18 protein-coding genes are annotated in these 15,831 nt (G+C 74.5%); 11 read left to right on the top strand and 7 right to left on the bottom strand.

The features are described 5' to 3' along the window. The first annotated feature begins 76 nt into the window (after positions 1–76). The gene (locus ACFV8H_RS20110) at positions 77–2,059 is read left to right on the top strand and encodes a protein kinase (protein ID WP_380401558.1); all 1,983 of its coding nucleotides are present in this window, start codon (positions 77–79) and stop codon (positions 2,057–2,059) included. Between the two features lie 60 nt (positions 2,060–2,119). On the opposite strand, the gene ACFV8H_RS20105 is transcribed toward ACFV8H_RS20110, so the two are convergent. From ACFV8H_RS20105 to ACFV8H_RS20080, 6 genes are all read right to left on the bottom strand, one after another. Then, on the bottom strand, positions 2,120–2,344 hold the full coding sequence (locus ACFV8H_RS20105; protein WP_375889877.1) for a hypothetical protein: 225 nt from the start codon (positions 2,342–2,344) through the stop codon (positions 2,120–2,122). A 77-nt stretch (positions 2,345–2,421) separates the two neighbouring features. After that, positions 2,422–2,628, bottom strand: coding sequence for a cold-shock protein (locus ACFV8H_RS20100; RefSeq protein WP_375889879.1), 207 nt, complete (start codon positions 2,626–2,628; stop codon positions 2,422–2,424). 373 nt (positions 2,629–3,001) lie between these two features. Then, entirely contained in the window at positions 3,002–4,054 is a 1,053-nt protein-coding gene (locus ACFV8H_RS20095; RefSeq protein ID WP_380401554.1) for a WD40 repeat domain-containing protein, read from the bottom strand. Between the two features lie 42 nt (positions 4,055–4,096). Next, complete coding sequence (locus ACFV8H_RS20090) at positions 4,097–5,596, bottom strand: PQQ-binding-like beta-propeller repeat protein (RefSeq protein WP_380401551.1); 1,500 nt, start codon at positions 5,594–5,596, stop codon at positions 4,097–4,099. Between the two features lie 200 nt (positions 5,597–5,796). Further along, entirely contained in the window at positions 5,797–6,597 is an 801-nt protein-coding gene (locus tag ACFV8H_RS20085) for a DUF6215 domain-containing protein (RefSeq protein ID WP_380401548.1), read from the bottom strand. Positions 6,598–6,659: 62 nt separating this feature from the next. Next, positions 6,660–7,031 (bottom strand): hypothetical protein, encoded by a 372-nt coding sequence (locus ACFV8H_RS20080; protein ID WP_380401546.1) that lies wholly within the window; start codon positions 7,029–7,031, stop codon positions 6,660–6,662. Positions 7,032–7,175: 144 nt separating this feature from the next. Between ACFV8H_RS20080 and ACFV8H_RS20075 the strand changes: the two genes are divergently transcribed. The 5 genes from ACFV8H_RS20075 (at position 7,176) to ACFV8H_RS20055 (ending at position 12,224) form a co-directional block, all read left to right on the top strand. Beyond that, on the top strand, positions 7,176–7,493 hold the full coding sequence (locus ACFV8H_RS20075; protein WP_380401543.1) for an ArsR/SmtB family transcription factor: 318 nt from the start codon (positions 7,176–7,178) through the stop codon (positions 7,491–7,493). A gap of 91 nt (positions 7,494–7,584) precedes the next feature. Then, positions 7,585–9,039, top strand: a complete 1,455-nt coding sequence (locus tag ACFV8H_RS20070) for a protein kinase (RefSeq protein WP_380401540.1) — start codon at positions 7,585–7,587, stop codon at positions 9,037–9,039. A gap of 251 nt (positions 9,040–9,290) precedes the next feature. Further along, the gene (locus ACFV8H_RS20065; RefSeq protein WP_380401538.1) at positions 9,291–9,980 is read left to right on the top strand and encodes an alpha/beta hydrolase; all 690 of its coding nucleotides are present in this window, start codon (positions 9,291–9,293) and stop codon (positions 9,978–9,980) included. Between the two features lie 207 nt (positions 9,981–10,187). After that, positions 10,188–10,835 (top strand): hypothetical protein, encoded by a 648-nt coding sequence (locus ACFV8H_RS20060; protein ID WP_380401535.1) that lies wholly within the window; start codon positions 10,188–10,190, stop codon positions 10,833–10,835. A 177-nt stretch (positions 10,836–11,012) separates the two neighbouring features. Continuing rightward, on the top strand, positions 11,013–12,224 hold the full coding sequence (locus tag ACFV8H_RS20055; protein WP_380401532.1) for a serine hydrolase domain-containing protein: 1,212 nt from the start codon (positions 11,013–11,015) through the stop codon (positions 12,222–12,224). A gap of 41 nt (positions 12,225–12,265) precedes the next feature. Here ACFV8H_RS20055 and ACFV8H_RS20050 read toward each other — a convergent pair whose 3' ends face one another. After that, complete coding sequence (locus ACFV8H_RS20050; RefSeq protein ID WP_380401529.1) at positions 12,266–13,171, bottom strand: AraC family transcriptional regulator; 906 nt, start codon at positions 13,169–13,171, stop codon at positions 12,266–12,268. Between the two features lie 79 nt (positions 13,172–13,250). On the opposite strand from ACFV8H_RS20050, the gene ACFV8H_RS20045 reads away from it, so the two are divergent. The 5 genes from ACFV8H_RS20045 (at position 13,251) to ACFV8H_RS20025 (ending at position 15,783) form a co-directional block, all read left to right on the top strand. Then, positions 13,251–14,114, top strand: coding sequence for an alpha/beta fold hydrolase (locus ACFV8H_RS20045; RefSeq protein ID WP_380401526.1), 864 nt, complete (start codon positions 13,251–13,253; stop codon positions 14,112–14,114). An 88-nt stretch (positions 14,115–14,202) separates the two neighbouring features. After that, positions 14,203–14,559: a DUF6204 family protein gene (locus ACFV8H_RS20040; RefSeq protein ID WP_375889906.1), complete on the top strand. Its 357-nt coding sequence runs from the start codon at positions 14,203–14,205 to the stop codon at positions 14,557–14,559. A 73-nt stretch (positions 14,560–14,632) separates the two neighbouring features. Then, a complete protein-coding gene (locus ACFV8H_RS20035; RefSeq protein WP_380401523.1) occupies positions 14,633–15,184 on the top strand; it encodes a MarR family transcriptional regulator in 552 nt (183 codons plus the stop codon). Positions 15,185–15,271: 87 nt separating this feature from the next. Further along, positions 15,272–15,403 (top strand): hypothetical protein, encoded by a 132-nt coding sequence (locus ACFV8H_RS20030; RefSeq protein WP_380401520.1) that lies wholly within the window; start codon positions 15,272–15,274, stop codon positions 15,401–15,403. Beyond that, positions 15,400–15,783 carry a sulfurtransferase TusA family protein gene (locus tag ACFV8H_RS20025; protein WP_380401517.1) on the top strand — a complete coding sequence of 128 codons (384 nt, stop codon included), beginning with the start codon at positions 15,400–15,402 and terminating at the stop codon, positions 15,781–15,783. The genes ACFV8H_RS20030 and ACFV8H_RS20025 overlap by 4 nt, the downstream gene beginning before the upstream one ends. Positions 15,784–15,831 lie beyond the last annotated feature (48 nt).

Raw genomic sequence — 15,831 nt, 5'->3', positions numbered from 1 at the left:
ACGGGCCGGGCAGGGGCGCGGGCCGACTCCCCCGTGCGGCTCGCCCGTCGATCAGGCATTGCCTACAGTGACCCGCATGTCTATCGGGGTGGGATACGTGGTCAGCGGCCGGTACCGGCTCGACCGGTTGATCGGGCGCGGCGGCATGGGCCGGGTGTGGGGTGGCCACGATGCCAACCTCGACCGGGTCGTCGCGCTCAAAGAGCTGATGCTCCCGGACGACCTCCCCCCTGAGGAGCGCCTCGAGTTGGTGGAGCGGGCGATGCGCGAGGCGCGCGTCGCGGCCCGGTTGCGGCACGACGGGGTGATCACCGTCCACGACGTCATCACCGACGGCGGCATCCCGTGGATCGTCATGGAGCTGGTCCGCGGCTCCTCCCTCGGTGAGGAGGTCCGCGAACGCGGGGCCATGGACTGGCGCCGGGTCGCGGAACTCGGCGCCGCCATGGCCGACGCACTCGCCCACGCGCACGCCGCCGGCGTCGTGCACCGCGACTTGAAGCCGGAGAACGTCCTGCTCGCCGGCGACCGCGCCGTCATCGCCGACTTCGGGATCGCCCGGCTCCTGGACGCCACCACCCAACTCACCCGCACCGGCGTTGCGATCGGCACCCCGCACTACATGTCACCCGAGCAACTGGAGGGCGTCGAGGCCGCGCCCGCCAGCGACATGTGGTCGCTGGGCGCGACGCTGTACACGATCGTCGAAGGTCGCCGCCCGTTCGACGCGACCACACTGACGGCGCTGTACGTCTCGATCCTCACCCAGCAGCCCGCGCCGTTCAGGAACGCCGGGCCACTGGCAGATCTGCTGGGGGCGCTGCTGAGCAAGGACCCGTCGCTGCGCCCGGACGCGCTCGCGACGGCCGACTCGCTGCGTCGCAGCCTCCGGATCCCGGTGCCGGGCTACACCCCGACCGTGGTCGTACCGACGAGGGTCGACCACGTCCCGAGCCCGAACCCGAACCCGATTCCGTCTTCGCCTTCGCCTTCGCCTCCGCCGAACCACCCGCCGGTCCAGGGCCCGACCTCGTTGGAGGCCCTGCGGCCACTGTTCACCTGCACGCCCGAACAGGTCGTCGAGCAGGCGTGGTTGCAGCCGGTCCGCGCCCAGGGCTCGCCCGCACTGGCGGTGTGCCTGCGCGGGCAGGCCCTGGGGCGGCTCTGGTCGTCGGTGGAGGTCCACGGCTTGATGAGGCTGTCGCCGGCCCTCCCGGTGCCCGGGCTGTTCGGCCCGGACGAAGGGGTGGTGCTGGCGGACGGGCCGGACACCACGGCCCTGACCGTCCTGCAGCGGATGCCGGACACGTCCTCCCAGGGGCCCCGGCAGGTCCTCGTCGAGGCCGATCTGCGGGGGCAGGCACCCGTCCTCGGCCGACCACTGGACGCACTGGACGCACCGGACGAGTCGCAGCCGTACACCACCGGCGCCGCCTTCCCGCACCAGGGCATACGGGCGATCGCCCTGGCCGGGCCGGGCGTACCACCCTTCGCCCTGACGGGACCGAACCGTCGACTGCGCTTCGCGGGCGGCACGCTCCCCCGGCAGCTGCTGTCCGCCGCCGAGGGCATCGTGATCGGCTGGGGCGGCGGCACGGGCCGGGCCCCGGCCGGTGCCGTCGCCTGGGACGGGTCGAACGGCCGGGTCCTGCACGCCTTCGGTGGCAGCCCGGTGGTGACCGGCCTCGCCCTCAGCACCTCGGGCACGCTGGCCTGCGTGTCCGGCCCGGACGCCGTCGCCGTCCACGAGACGGCCACCGGCACGGAACTCGGCCGCCTGCCGATCGCCACGGCCGGGGGCGAACGGTCCGGGGAACTGGCCCTGGTGTACGACTTCCTCCGGCGGGTCGTCGTGGTTCACGTCCTCGACGGCGCCATCCGGGTCTGGGACCTGAACCAACGCCAGGTCCTCGCCGAACTGCCCGGGCTCGGCGAACGGGCCGTCGCCGCACGGGTGGTGACGTTCGGCGTCAAGCCCGCTCTGGTGGTCGCCACACCACGACGGGTCGGCGTGCTGAATCTTCCCGTCCCGAGGTTCAGCACCACGAAACGGCCGTGAGCGCGAGAAGACGGCGCGAGAAGGCGGTGTCCGCTGCCCCGCACCGACTCCGGTGTGACGTCACCCCGGGGGTGACCAGTCCTGGTTCGCGCAGGTCAGCCACCGATCGGCGGCCGCGCGTGCCTGGTCCGCCTGTTCCGGGGTCACGACGCCCTCGGCGTCCGGCGCCCGATCGAGGAGGTCCCGGACCATCCTCATCTGGTCCGCGCTGACGGCCCAGCGCAGCCAGGTCGAGGAGCCGTCCTCGTGCCAGTCCATGATGTTCAGGGTGTGCCGAACGCTCATCATGTCCTCCCGCGTGTCGGCCCGGGCGGGCCCGGGCTCGCCTGGCTCCGGCCCCAGGGCGGGCCCGGGCCGACCCGTCACCCTGCGAGGCGGACGCGTTCGGCCTGCGGTCCCTTCTGGCCCTGGGTGATGTCGAACTCGACCCTCTGGCCTTCCACCAGTTCACGGAAGCCCTGGCTGTCGATGTTCGAGTAGTGCACGAACACGTCCGGACCACCGCCGTCCTGCTCGATGAATCCGAAGCCCTTCTCGGCGTTGAACCACTTGACTGTCCCAGTAGCCATAACCCCTCCTGGGAGAACGAGGCTGCGCTTCGCCAGGTCGGACGAAGCCGGTGCCGGAAGACTCGCCGACAAGAACCGACGTGGACACTCATTCGGCAAAGAGCGGCTACCCGGTTCCACCGTAGATCCCGCACCCAAGCCTGTCCTGCGGAGAGCCCGGAGGCCGGCCCGCACCGAGACACCGCGCACGCCCGCCCCCGACGGACGGCACCGCCGCCCGGCCCCGCACTCCGCCCCGCAGAACAAGGGGCCCGCAGAGTCCCCGCCCCCGCGGACCTCTCCCGCCCGACACGGCCCCCCTCCCCAGACCCTGCCGCGTGCCGTACACCCAACTACCATCCCGGCCCGGCCCGTTCACCACCGGGCCGGGCCGCTACGGCTCACCCACCTGGCCGCCCGGGACCAGGTCCCACACCCGCAGCATCCCGTCCTGGCTGCCGGCGATCACGTGGGGGCGGCCGTCCAGCACCGCGGTCGCCATCGCCCGCACCTTGTCGGCATGGCCGACCACCGGCTCGCCGACCCGCCTGACCGTCGTCGGATCCCACACCTGGAGCGTCCAGTCCTCGCCTCCGCTGACGATTCGGGGGCGGCCTTCGATCGTCGTCGTGACCACCGACAGCACCCAGCCGTCGTGGCCGGTCAGCGGCTCGCCGATCTGCTCGCACGCGGTCAGGTCCCACACCCGCACCGTCCCGTCGTGGCCACCGGTGACCGCCACGGGGCGGCCGTCGACCACTCCCGTCGCCACCGCCCGCACCCCCTCCTCATGGCCGGTCAGCGGCTCGCCGATCTGCTCGCACGTGGTCAGGTCCCACACCCGCACGGTGTCGTCGTAGCTGCCGGTGACCGCCACGGGACGGCCGTCGAGCAGCGCCGTCGCCACCGAGAACACAGCCGAGGTGTGGCCGGTGAGCGGCTCGCCGATCTGTTCGCACGTGGTCAGGTCCCATACCCGCACCGTCTCGTCGCCGCCGCTGGTGACCGCGACGGGGCGGCCGTAGACCACCGCCGTCGCCACCGCCGCCACCGCGGCCGCGTGGCCGGTGAGCGGTTCGCCGATCTGCTCGCACGTGGTCAGGTCCCAGACCCGCGCGGTCCGGTCGGAGCTGCCGGTGACCGCCACGGGACGGCGGTCGACCACCGCCGTCGCCACCGCGCACACCTCGCCGGTGTGGGCGGCGAGGGGTGGGCAGATCTGCCGGCCGGTGGCCAGGTCCCAGACCCGCGCGGTCCGGTCGCAACTGCCGGTGACCGCCACGGGACGGCCGTCGACCACCGCCGTCGCCACCGCCAGCAGCGGTTCGGTGTGGCCGGTCGCGATACGCCGCACGGACCGGTCGGGCGGGGAGCCGGTGGCCCGCTCGGCGCCCCACGGTGCGGCGGATTCAGCACCCGGGCGGATGTCCCGCAGATCGTCAGACATGACCGGCACAGTAGCCGCACCCCCAGGTCGCGTCCGGCTCCCTCAGCTGATCCCCCGGACCGGCGGCTCGTCCCTGGTGCCGTCCTCGGCGACCACCGTGAACTCCTCCCGGCCCGCCGCCGAGAGGTCCACCGGGTACAGCGAGGCGGTGTCGTTGACATCCAGCTCGCGGTTGCGCCGACCGGTCGCCGAGTCGATCAGGGTCAGCCTGTCGCGGGTCATCGCCCACACCGACGGCCCGTCGACGAGCACGCCCGTCACCTGGTCGTCCAGGCCCGCCGTCCACTGCTTGGTGCCGTCCGCGAGGGAGTACGCGACCAGCCGCCCGGTGGCGGTGCGGCTCGGGTGCGGGCCGCCGCTGATGCTGACGTCGCCCTGCCGCTCCCCCGGCACGATGAACAGGTCCCCGACCACCACCCCGCCGAGCAGCGGCCGGGCGGTGAACTCGTCGAAGGCGTGGACGCCGCCCAGCATCACGTCGAGGTCGTACTCGCCGCCGGAGACCGCGATCGACGCCCGCTGGCGACCCGTCCCGTCGAAGCTGAGCACCGCGTGGGTGCCGCGCTCGGCCTGGGCGTCGACCCAGACCACGAGCGGGTCGACGGAGACCACCATGAAATTCTTGAGCCCGCCCTCGGCCGGCATGGCAGCCCGCGTCCGGCCCTGCCCGTCCCCGGGCGCCAGGGTGTGCACGACCGCCGTCCCGTCACCGCACTCCGCGGCCGTCACCACGTCCTGGTCCGCGCCCGCGACCTCGACCGGGGTGCACCCGGTGTCGGGCGCGCTGCGCCACAGCTCCCGGCCGTCGGTCAGCCGGACGGCGCGCCAGCCGTCGGTGCCCTGCAGCACGGCCTGGGCGCCCGCCACCGCGACGAGGTCGGAGTCCGCGGTGTCGCCGTCCCGGGCGGGTGCGTTCACGGTGGCGGTCCAGCCCTGCTTGCCGTCCGCGAGGTCCAGCGAGGTGACCGCCGCGCAGGGCTTGCCGTGCGGGGAGTGCCCGACCAGGCCGATGCCGCCCGCGCCGATGCCCCGGCTCATCGTGCACACGGAGTCGGAGCCGGGCGGCGTCCACTGCCAGGCGACCGCTCCCCCGCGGCTGCGGTAGGCGACCACCTGGTCGGGGCGGACCCGCACCACCAGGCTGCCGCTGGTCCAGCTGCCGACCGCGCGGACGGTGGACGGACGGTCCGCCGGGGCCCGCCAGGCGTCGTTGAGGCCGTCCCCGGCGAAGCCGAGGAAGATCGCCAGCCCCAGCACGGCGCCGACCGCCGCCGCGGGCAGCCCGCGCCTGGGGTGGATCAGCGCCCAGACGAAGCCGGCGCCGCAGGGCAGCAGGCCGAGGATGCTGACGGCGCCCAGGTAGCCCAGGCTGTCGCCGCCGAACCCGTTCGCGGGGCCGAAGAGCACGGCCAGGCCCATGCTCGCGAACATGGCCCCCAGCACACCGCCGGTCAGTACCGCCCCGGTCTCCCTGTGCTCGGCGAACCTGGCGGCCCACCTCGTCCTTACCCGGACGACGCTGTCCTCGGGCCGCTCGGCCATGCCCGTCTCTCCCCTGCGAAGCGCCGCCCCCGCAGTGGGGCGTCGATCATCGGATCGTCGCAGAACGGGGCAAGATCCTGAACAAAGAGCAGGGAAAACCACGTCCTTCCCTGCACATGGGAGGCCCTGACCGGCGCGATCGTGACGAATCGCGCCCCACCGCCCCACCAGCCGCCCACACCTGCGGCGCTTACGATCGCTCAGCCCGCCGCCCAGCCCGGGAGACCCGGCAGCACCGCCTCGGCGAGGCGGTAGAGGGCCGCGTCGTCGATCGGCAGCGAGTCCTTGCGCCAGACACTCACCTCGAAGCTGCCGCCGGTCCCGTCCGGGTTCTTCGCGACGGCGAGCGCGTGGGCGGGGGCGCCGGTGCCCGCGGTGGACTTGCCGCCGCCGAGGGCGAAGGAGAACGTCATCGTGGGGGTGCGGTAGAACAGCGCCTTGTGCCCGAGGACGGGTGCACGCGGGTCCGCCGGCGGGTACAGCCGGGCGTAGTCGTCCGCGTCGACGTCCGCGCTGTCGGCGAGCTGGACGTAGAGCTCGCCGAACTGCACCTCCGCCGCGCCATAGCCGTCCTTGTCCAGGGCCGACCCGCCGCTCAGCGTCATCCCGGCCTGCGCCACCAGCACCCGCTCCTTCGGCACGCCCATCAGCACCGGCAGGTCGGGACGGTTGAGCGCGGCGCACAGCGCGGGGTACCTGGCCGAGTCCGTCGGCTTCGCCGGAGTGCACTTCGCCGGCGTGTTGCTCGGCCCGAAGCCCCGGCCGTCCCCGGTCAGGTACCAGAGGCCGGCGAACAGCGCCCCCACCAGGGCGACCGCGAGGGCGACCTGCACGCCCACCCGCGGCGCCCGGCCGTCGGCTCCGGCTCCGGGGCCGGGGCCGGGGCCGGGGCCGACGCCGGGTTCTGCCTCCGGCCCGGGTTCCGGCACCGGTTCCGGCTCCGGCCCCGGCTCCGGCCCGGTGGTGCCGGCCTCCACGATTCCCCCACGATCACCAGTCACCGGCGGACCCTACCCCCGGCAACGCCCGTCCGCACCGGCATTTCCCCGGCCCCGACGTCGCGTCAGTCCGCGAAGACGGGGCGGTCCTTCGCGAACTCGACGTACTCGAACACCGCCCCGCCCGGGTGCCGGACGGTCGCGTTGCGGCCGGTCGGCACCTCGTTGGGGCCGTCCAGCAGTTCGCCCCCCAGGGTGGCCAGCAGGGGCCCGAGGCCGTCCAGGTCGTCGACCAGCAGCGTGCTCTGCACCCGGCGGAAGCGCGCCACCGCCTCCTCCGGGCCCGCGACGACCAGCAGGCCGCCGATCCGCGCGACCTCCACCCCGGCGTACGGGAAGCGCAACCCCTCGCGCTCGCCCGTGAGTTCGCGCAGCGTGGGCAGGGCGGCCTCCAGGTCGTCCACGTAGACCCGGGCCAGCGTCTCCAGCACCTTCATCGTCCCAACCTCCGGAGGATCCACTCGACCACCAAGATCAGTTCGGCTTTCCCGAACTGTCGAACTGAGATACTAGACAGCGCGCCGCCCCACCGCCAGGGCCGGCCGGCGCCACCGAGGAACCCGAGGAACCCGAGGACCCAGATGCGGACCCTGCCCCAGCCCCACCCCGAGGACTTCGACCTCGCCACCGTCCTGCACGCCCTCGGCGACCCGGTCCGCCTCGAACTCGTCCGCCGCCTCGCCGAGGAGGGCGAGACCACCTGCAGCCCCGAAGGGCTCACCGTCCCCAAGTCGACCCTCTCCAACCACTGGCGGATCCTGCGCGAGGCCGGCCTGGTCACCGTCCGCACCAGTGGCAAGGCCCGCCTGGTCACACTCCGCCGCGACGCGCTCGACGCCCGCCTCCCCGGCCTGCTCGGCGCCGTCCTGGCCGAACTGACGCCCACCCGCGCCGGGTGACGAACGCCCTTGCCCCCGGGGTAGGTTGAAGCAGACCGGGGAACGGGCGCCGGACCGGGGCACGGGCGCCGGAGCGCGGAAGGGGCGGGGGATGCAGCCGGGCGAGGTACTCGACGGGCGGTACGAACTGGTCGAGCAGATCGGCGAGGGCGCCTTCGGCGCGGTCTGGAAGGCCCGCGACGCGCGCATCCGACGCCTCGTCGCCGTCAAGGTGCTGCTCCCCGGCGCCACCGGTGGCGCCGGCTCCGGAAAGGACGCCGCCCGGTTCGCCCGGGAGGTGGCCACCGCCGGCGCGCTCAACCACCCGTCCATCGTCACCGTGCACGACTTCGGGCAGCACCGCACCGCCGACCGCCCGGTGTTCTTCCTGGTCATGGAGCTGCTCGACGGCGCCCCGCTCAGCCGCCACCTGGCCGCCGGGCCGCCACCGCTGCCCCTGGCCCTCGACTGGGCCGCCCAGATCGCCGGGGCACTGGCCACCGCGCACCGGGCCGGGGTCGTCCACCGGGACGTCAAACCGGCCAACGTGATGGTCCAGTCCGCCGGTGCGGTCAAGGTGGTCGACTTCGGCATCGCCCGCACCGGCACCGCCGACGACGGCGTCACCAGCACCAACGTGATCGTCGGCACCCCCGCCTACATGGCCCCCGAGCGCTTCGAGAACCGCGCCCTCGACGCCCGCTCCGACCTCTACGCCTTCGGCTGCCTGCTGCACGAACTCCTCACCGGCCGCCCACCGTTCAGCGGCACCCTGTACGAGCTGATCCGGATGCACGGCGAGGTCCCGCCGACCGCCCCCGGCGCCCTGCGGCCCGGACTGCCGGCCGAACTCGACGCCCTGGTACTCAACCTGCTCGCCAAGGACCCGGCCCACCGACCGGCCGAGGCCGACGGCGTCGCCGAACGCCTGCGCCGGATCGCCGAACCGCCGCGGACCGCCGGGCACCGGCCCACCCTCCTGGACGCCCGCACCGCCGCACCGGACCCGTACGTCCTGGCCCGCCGCCAGGAAGCGGACGCCCTGCTCGACCGCGCCCGCACGGAAGTCGCCCGGCTCCGCGAGCAGTTCGAGGCCGAGGCCGCCTTCCTCCGCCGCCAGGCCGAGCAGGACATGGCCGAGATCCGGACCCTCACCGAATCCGCGGCGCAGCAGATCATCGCCGACGCCCGGGCCCGCGGCGAGCAGCTCGAACGCGAATCCGCCGCCCGGGCCGCGGCCGGCCTCCAGCAGCTCAGCGGGACCGAGCAGCGCGGCGGAACCGAACAGCGCGACGACCTGCTGAGCCGCCAGGCCGACAAGCTCCGCGGCGACGCCGAGCAGCTGCGGCACAGCGTGGACCACGCCCGACAGCAGGCCTCGGACTTCCTGGCCGACGCGGCGGCCAAGGTCGGGCTCGGCCCGGCCCCGGAGCCCCGGCAGCAGCCGAGCACCCCGCCCGCACAGCCGCGGCGGCGACTCCCGAGCATGCAGGAGCTGCTCGGGAATCGCTCCCGGGCGGCCGGGCGGAACAGGCCGGGGGCGGACCGCGAGCGGCCCGGCGGTTAGATCAACTTCCGCTTCCACCGCACGAGTCGGCCAGGAGCCGAGCTCGGCCCGCCGTCGGCGCTCCCCCTCGCCATCCTGCCCGTACCCGGGTGAGCGGCTGGATCCCGCGGGCGCTCCTCACGCACCGCAACCCGCCGCCGGAACCGTAGAATCCGGCTGTCCCCTCCGGACACCACCACCCCCGACCGTCATCCCCTGACCGTCATCCCCTGACCGTCATTCCCCCCGACCGTCCACCAGGAAGGACCGGCGTGTTCCGAGCGCAGCGCCCGCACACCGCACAGCTCACCCCGTGGGAGGGCGACGGACCGGTCTCCGGCGTCGCCCTGCTGCTGCCCGGCGGGTTCCTCCGGAGCAAGCGCGGACCACTGCGGATCGCCGAACTCGGCCTCCAGGGGCTCGCCACCGAACTCACCGACCGCGGCCGTCCGCACGGGTTGGCGGTGCACCTGCTGCACTACCGCTACAGCGGCTGGAACGGCGCCGACGCCGACACCGAGGTCGACACCCGCTGGGCGCTCGACGAACTCGACCGCCGCTACCCGGGCGTGCCGGTGGTGCTCATCGGCAACTCGCTCGGCGGGCGGGCCGCGTTCTGGTGCGCGGGGCACCCGAACGTCGTCGGGGTGGCCGGGCTCGCCCCCTGGCTGCCCACCGGCGACCGGGTCGACCAGCTCGCCGGGCGGCGGGTGCTGATCGTGCACGGCACCGCCGACCACAGCGCGGCCAACGCCGCCCAGTCCCTCGAGTACGCGCTGCGCGCCCGGGAGGTCTCGCCCGACCTCGCGCGGTACGAGGTGCCCGGCGGGAGCCACTACCTGGTCCGGCAGAGCGCCGACATCAATGCGCTGATCACGGACTTCACCCTGACCGTGCTGGGCGCCGAGGCCGCGCCGCTGGCGACGGGTGCGGTCTGCACCCGGCTGCCGGCCCGGGCGTAGCCGGGGGGCGGGCCCCAGGCCGTCTGGCGTCCGACGTTCGACGCCCGGCGTCCGGCCCGGTCCGCCCCTGCCGATCGGCAGGGGCGGACGCCGAACCCGGTGGATCGGTCATGCCGATCGGCACATGTGGGGAGAGGGTCCCGGCGGCCAGTCTTGGAGTCACCGAGACGGCGGCCACCGGGGCCGCCGGAGAAGGGGGTCTCCATCGTGTTCCGCTTCGCCCGTACCGTCCGCAAGGCGTCCACCCGGGCCGCCCTCGCGGGGCTCGCCCTCGTGGCGCTCACCGCCCCTGCCCCGGCAGGTGCGACCCCCTCCACCGCCCCTTCCGCCGCCCATTCCACCGACCCCACCGCCACCCTCACCGCCCGGGTCAGCGGATCCGGCCGGATCCACTACGCCCCCCGCCCGGACGACGAGATCCGCTTCACGGTCGACGCCGTGGCCGCCCCCGGCAGCCGTCCCCTCCCCGGCATCCCGCACGGTCTGCCCACCGACGCCCGGGGCACCGTCCACTTCTCCCACCGCGTGGTCGAGACCGGCGAGGTCCGCCAGGCCGACGCCACGGTCGACTGCCTCGCCACCGGCGGCCCCGTCGCCACCCTGACGGCCGTGATCACCAAGTCCGACGCCATGCCGGTCGGGCAGCGAATAGGCCTGAGCATCTACGACGCCCCCGGCCACGGGCGGGACCGTCTCGGTTTCTCCTGGGGCGTGGGCAACGTGGACGTGGACAAGGACGGCAAGCCCTACCAGCCCGTCGTGGGCACCTGCATGGCGCTGGCCCCCTTCGCCCCCGTCACCAGCGGCGGCTTCACGGTCCACTCCGTCGAACTGCCCACCCCGTCCGGCCCCTGACCCGGCCCGAAGCAGCTGCTGTGCCGGTAACCGCTGTCGTGGGCGGCCTTCTGCACCAGCGCGTACTGGACCCGCCCGCACGCCCCCGAGGCGAAAGGAACTGACTGGCCATCACCTCGCGTCCCCTCCAAGGCTGCCACCGCAGAACCCGCCCACCCCACCAGCCCCGGAGCACCCATGCCCATCGCCAAGCGCACCGCCCTCGCCCTCGCCCTCGGCGGCCTGCTCCTCGCCGCCACGCCAACGGCCGCCCTGGCCGACGACACCGCACCCCGGGGCGGCCCCGACCGAGCCGCCCTCAACGCCGCCATAGCCACCCGACCAGGGGATCCCACCGCGGGTGCGCTCGCCCGGGTGACGGTCGACGGTCGGACCTGGCGCGGCACGGCCGACGACCGAGTGAGCGGGCAGCCGGTCGCCCCGAACGCCGCCTTCCGGATCGGCAGCATCAACAAGACCTTCGTCGCCGCCGTGGTGCTCCAGCTCGCCGCCGAGCAGCGGATCGACCTGGACGGCACCGTCCAGCAGTACCTGCCCGGGGTGCTGCCCGACGGGGCGAACGGCAGCCCGGTCTACCCGGCGGTCACCGTCCGCCAACTCCTCGACCACACCAGCGGACTGCCGCAGGCCGTGGAGGGCCCGGCCGGAGTCAAGGACGGCGACAACGACGGCCTGATCTCCCAGCGCTTCGGGGTCGAGACCTTCGAGGAGGTCGTCCAGCGCACCCTGCGGCCCACCGACCGGCCCTGGCCCGTACCGTCCTCGCCGGGCACCGAGCAGGAGTACAACAACTTCAACTACCGCCTGGCCGGCCTGCTCATCGAACACGTGACGGGCCACCCGCTCCAGCAGGAGGTGACCACCCGCATCCTCGAACCCCTCCACCTGCGGCACACCGAACTGACCGGGGGCGCGCCGCAGCTGCCCGAACCGCACCTGGCCGGATACCTCGACAGCAACGCCGGCGTCCCGACGGACGTCTCCGAGCAGGGCGGCAACTCCGAATCGATGGTCTCCACCCCGGCCGACCTGGACCGCTTCCTGCGCGCCCTGTTCGACGGCGAGCTCCTGCCCCCGCAGCAACGGCACGACCTGTTCGCCCTGCCGCACGACGCCTCCGGGCACCTGCTGCCCTACCACGGCACCGGGGACTGCCAGTTGGGGCCGGACAAGGGCAAGGCCTGCTACAGCGCCGGGCTGCTGTCCCTCCCACTGTCGGACGGCACCGTGGTCTGGGGAAAGACCGGGCACGACCTCGGCTACTCCGGAGGCGTGTTCGCCACCGCGGACCTGCGCAAGCGCCTGGTCTACTCCGTCGGCTCCAGCGGCGGCACGCCGCCCCAGGCCCTGCGCCTGGCCGCCACCGTCTTCGACCCCTTCGCCCGCTGACCTTCATCAACGCGACCTTCATCAACGCCTCCCCCACCGGCTCAACGCCCGGCCGCGGCCTCGCGCCAGCGGCCGGGCGACTCCCCGGCGAGCCGCCGGAAGAAGGCGGCGAAGTTGGCGGCGTCGTCGAAGCCGACCCGCTCCGCGCACCGGGCCAGCGGCAGGTCCGTGTGCGCCAACAGCCGCTCGGCCTCCAGCAGGATGCGCTCGTCCAGGAAGCGCTTCGCCCCGAGCCCACTGGCCGCACGGCTCGCCCTGGTCAAGGTCCGCACCGTGCAGCCGAGTTCGCGGGCGTAGTCGGCGACGTGGTGCCGCCGGGCGAAGCCCTCCTCGACCGCCGCACGGTACCGCCGGAAGACCTCCCGGTCGCCGGCCGCCGCTGACGGCCGCACCGCCTCGGGCGGGCCCGCCCGGAGCAGCAGCGCCGCCAGCAGGTGCCCGAGCAACGCCCTGGAGAAGGGCTCCTCCCGGGCCACCGCCGCCGCATGCTCCTGCGCCAGGTGCTCAACCCCGGCCAGCACCAACCCCCAGTCCTCCTGGTCCACTTGCCAGCAGGACGCCCCGAACGCGGCTACCCCGGCCACCCCGGCCACCTCGGCCACCCCGGCAACCCCGACCGCTCCCGCCAGCACCTCCGGCTCGAACAGCACCAGCGGCCCGTCCACCCCGTCGACCTCCGCCCACTGGTGCACCACACCCGGGCGGATCCAGACCACGCTCCGCTCCCGCAGCGGGTGGTCGACGAAGTCCGCCACCTGCCGGCCACGGCCCGACCGCACCAGCGCCAGCACGTGGAAATCCGGCCGCTGCGGCTGCTCCCGACGCCGGGCCCGGTCCATCCGGCGCAATCGCTCGAAGCTCAGCACCTCCACCCCGAACCCCGCCGACCCGGCCTCCGGGCTGTACCGCACCTGCCGGATCCCGGGCGCCTGTCCGTTTTCCACCATCACCGTGCACCTTTCGACCGGGCCTCAGGCCCGCTCCTGACCGTAGCCTCCGAGGAGTACCCCTCTTGAGGAGACCACCATGCTGCCGGAATCCACCATCCACACTGCCCGTGCCCTTCCCCACACCCCCGTCCCTATCCACGTCCCCGTCCCCGTCGACGGCGGCACCCTCCAGGCCCAGCGCCAGGGGCGGGGCGGCCCCACCCTGGTCCTCGCCCACTACTGGGGCGGCTCGGCCCGCACCTGGGACGCGTTCGTCGGCCACCTGCCGCCCGAGCGCGGCACCGTGCGCTACGACCAGCGCGGCTGGGGCCGGTCCCGCGCGCTGCCCGGCCCGTACCACCTGGAACAGCTCGCCGAGGACCTCCTCGCCGTCACCCGTCGGCTCGACCTGGAGCGCTTCGTCCTGGTCGGCCACTCCATGGGCGGCAAGGTGTGCCAACTCGCCGCCGCGCGAAGGCCGGAGGGCCTGGCCGGGCTCGTCCTGGTCGCCCCCGCCCCACCGCGTCCGGCCCCGACCGCCACCCTCGACCACCGGCAGGCGCTCGCCCACGCCTACGACTCGCCGCAGTCCGCGGGCCACGCCCTCGACCACGTCCTGACCGCCGCCCCGCTGCCACCGACGGTCCGCGCCGCCGCCGTCCAGGACAGCCTGGCCGCCGACGTCCCGGCCCGCGAGGAGTGGCCGCTGCACGGCCTCGCCACCGACATCACCGCCGCCAGTGCCCGGATCCGGGTACCCACCGTGGTCCTGACGGGCCGACACGACCGGGTCGAGCCGGCGGACCTGCTCCGCACCCATCTGCTCCCCCACCTCCCGCACGCCCGCCTCACGGTCGTCCCGGACGCCGGCCACCTACTCCCACTGGAAGCCCCCGCCGCCCTCGCCGACGCCGTCGAGTCCTTCACGGCAGGCCTCCCCGCCACGGCCGACCACCGGTGACCCGACCCGTTCCCGCCCCTCCCGCCCCTCCCCCTCGGCCGCGAAATCGCATTGGCGGTCCGCCACCTCCACTGCCTATCGTCGGGGCATGACCACCCGAACCTTCCGCATCATGGTGCGCGGCGTCTTCGACGGGCTCAGCGACGAGCAGCGCGCCGAGCTCCTCGCCGCTGCCCCCGAGCACGACGTGCTGCACGCCGCCTTCACCCGCGAGGGCCACCTCAGCTACGACCTCGCCGCACGCACCGCCTTCACCTTCCGCTTCCTGGACGAGGGCGAGGCCGAGGAGGACATCCTGGAGGCCACCGAGCGGGCCGAACAGGTCGCGCAGTCCTGGCTGACGGACCGCGGCTACGGCTACAAGAACCTCCGCTCCCAGGCCGAGGACCTCTCCCAGGCGCCACTGGGCAAGCGCCAACGCCGAGCCGCCAACACCACCGGCTGACCGACCCCCCTCCCTCTGCCACCTCCTTGACGGCTCCGCTCGTGCATATACTTGAGCAGTCAAGGAGGTGGCAATGACAGACCCCACGAACCCCAGCCCCAGCACCGGTCCCAGCACCGACGCCGACACCGGCCCCAACCCCGTCCCGAGCCCCGACACCACCCCCCGCCCCGACCCGCTCGACACCGCACTACGCCTGGTCCGCGCCCAGACCGCCGTCGTCAAGCGCTTCGACGCGAGCCTCAGCGGCCTGCACGGCGTGAGCCTGTCCGACTTCACCCTGCTGCTGCACCTCGCCCAGGCCCCCGGCGGCCGGATGCGCCGGGTCGACCTCGCCGAGGCCCTCGGCCTCACCGCCTCCGGCGTCACCCGCGGCCTCGCCCCGCTGGAGCGGATCGGCCTGGTGACCCGCGAGGCCGCCGCCCGCGACGCCCGGGTCGCGTACGCCGCCCTCACCCCGACCGGTCGCGAGCGGCTCGCCGAGATGCTGTACACCGCCCGCCAGGTCGCCACCGAGCACTTCGCCGCCGACCAGTGGAGCGGCGAGGACCTCACCCGGCTCTCCGCCCTGCTCACCCGCCTCGGCGGCACCGCCCCCGAACACCGCCACATCCCGAAGCCCTAGGCTGGACCCGCAACACCGGCACCACTGCCAGCACCGGCACTACCAGCCCCACCCGCACCACGACGCACCTCCGCGAAGGGCACCACCATGACCCGCACTCCCGGCCCGCCGCCCGGCGCGGCGCCGCGCCGGGAGCCCACCCTCGCCGAGGTCCACGCCTTCGAGGAGGGCGACCTGCCCCGCCGCCTCCGGCGCATCACCCAGGAGATCCCCCGATGACCACCCCCGACGACGCTGTCCGCCCCGCCGCCGACGGTACGGCCCCCGAGCTCACCGTCGACGGCACCGGCCTGCTCTGCGTCCAACTCCTGCTCCGCCTGCGCAAGCAGATCGCCCACCTCCCGGCCGGGGCCGTGGTCCACATCCTGACGACCGATCCGGCCGCCCCGCTCGACCTGCCCGCCTGGTGCCACCTGACCGGCCATGAGTACCTCGGTCCGGTCCCCTCCCCGGCACCGGACCACGACGTGTACGCCCTGCGCCTCACCTCCGCCCCCGTCCAGACCCGCCCCGACCGCCCGTGGCACCCCACCCCGACCACCGCCACCCCCGCCCCCGCCCCCGCCCCCGCCCCCGCCCCCGCCCCCACCACAGACTGAGCCCGACCGAGCCCGACCGAGCGGAAATCCCCGCGCGCCGGCCGCCTC

The sequence above is a fragment of the Kitasatospora sp. NPDC059827 genome (assembly GCF_042731675.1).
Classification (GTDB): Bacteria; Actinomycetota; Actinomycetes; order Streptomycetales; family Streptomycetaceae; genus Kitasatospora.
The sequence above is the reverse complement of the archived record's forward strand: the minus strand, read 5'-3'. Positions and strand labels throughout refer to the sequence as shown.

Bases quoted from the DNA above. Each gene is read 5' to 3' on its own strand.
- ACFV8H_RS20100 (WP_375889879.1), bottom strand. From the start codon at position 2,628: ATGGCTACTGGGACAGTCAAGTGGTTCAACGCCGAGAAGGGCTTCGGA.
- ACFV8H_RS20070 (WP_380401540.1), top strand. From the start codon at position 7,585: ATGCAGCCGGGCGAGGTACTCGACGGGCGGTACGAACTGGTCGAGCAG.
- ACFV8H_RS20105 (WP_375889877.1), bottom strand. From the start codon at position 2,344: ATGAGCGTTCGGCACACCCTGAACATCATGGACTGGCACGAGGACGGC.
- ACFV8H_RS20110 (WP_380401558.1), top strand. From the start codon at position 77: ATGTCTATCGGGGTGGGATACGTGGTCAGCGGCCGGTACCGGCTCGAC.
- ACFV8H_RS20050 (WP_380401529.1), bottom strand. From the start codon at position 13,171: ATGGTGGAAAACGGACAGGCGCCCGGGATCCGGCAGGTGCGGTACAGC.
- ACFV8H_RS20025 (WP_380401517.1), top strand. From the start codon at position 15,400: ATGACCACCCCCGACGACGCTGTCCGCCCCGCCGCCGACGGTACGGCC.
- ACFV8H_RS20075 (WP_380401543.1), top strand. From the start codon at position 7,176: ATGCGGACCCTGCCCCAGCCCCACCCCGAGGACTTCGACCTCGCCACC.
- ACFV8H_RS20090 (WP_380401551.1), bottom strand. From the start codon at position 5,596: ATGGCCGAGCGGCCCGAGGACAGCGTCGTCCGGGTAAGGACGAGGTGG.
- ACFV8H_RS20095 (WP_380401554.1), bottom strand. From the start codon at position 4,054: ATGTCTGACGATCTGCGGGACATCCGCCCGGGTGCTGAATCCGCCGCA.
- ACFV8H_RS20040 (WP_375889906.1), top strand. From the start codon at position 14,203: ATGACCACCCGAACCTTCCGCATCATGGTGCGCGGCGTCTTCGACGGG.
- ACFV8H_RS20030 (WP_380401520.1), top strand. From the start codon at position 15,272: ATGACCCGCACTCCCGGCCCGCCGCCCGGCGCGGCGCCGCGCCGGGAG.
- ACFV8H_RS20080 (WP_380401546.1), bottom strand. From the start codon at position 7,031: ATGAAGGTGCTGGAGACGCTGGCCCGGGTCTACGTGGACGACCTGGAG.
- ACFV8H_RS20055 (WP_380401532.1), top strand. From the start codon at position 11,013: ATGCCCATCGCCAAGCGCACCGCCCTCGCCCTCGCCCTCGGCGGCCTG.
- ACFV8H_RS20035 (WP_380401523.1), top strand. From the start codon at position 14,633: ATGACAGACCCCACGAACCCCAGCCCCAGCACCGGTCCCAGCACCGAC.
- ACFV8H_RS20045 (WP_380401526.1), top strand. From the start codon at position 13,251: ATGCTGCCGGAATCCACCATCCACACTGCCCGTGCCCTTCCCCACACC.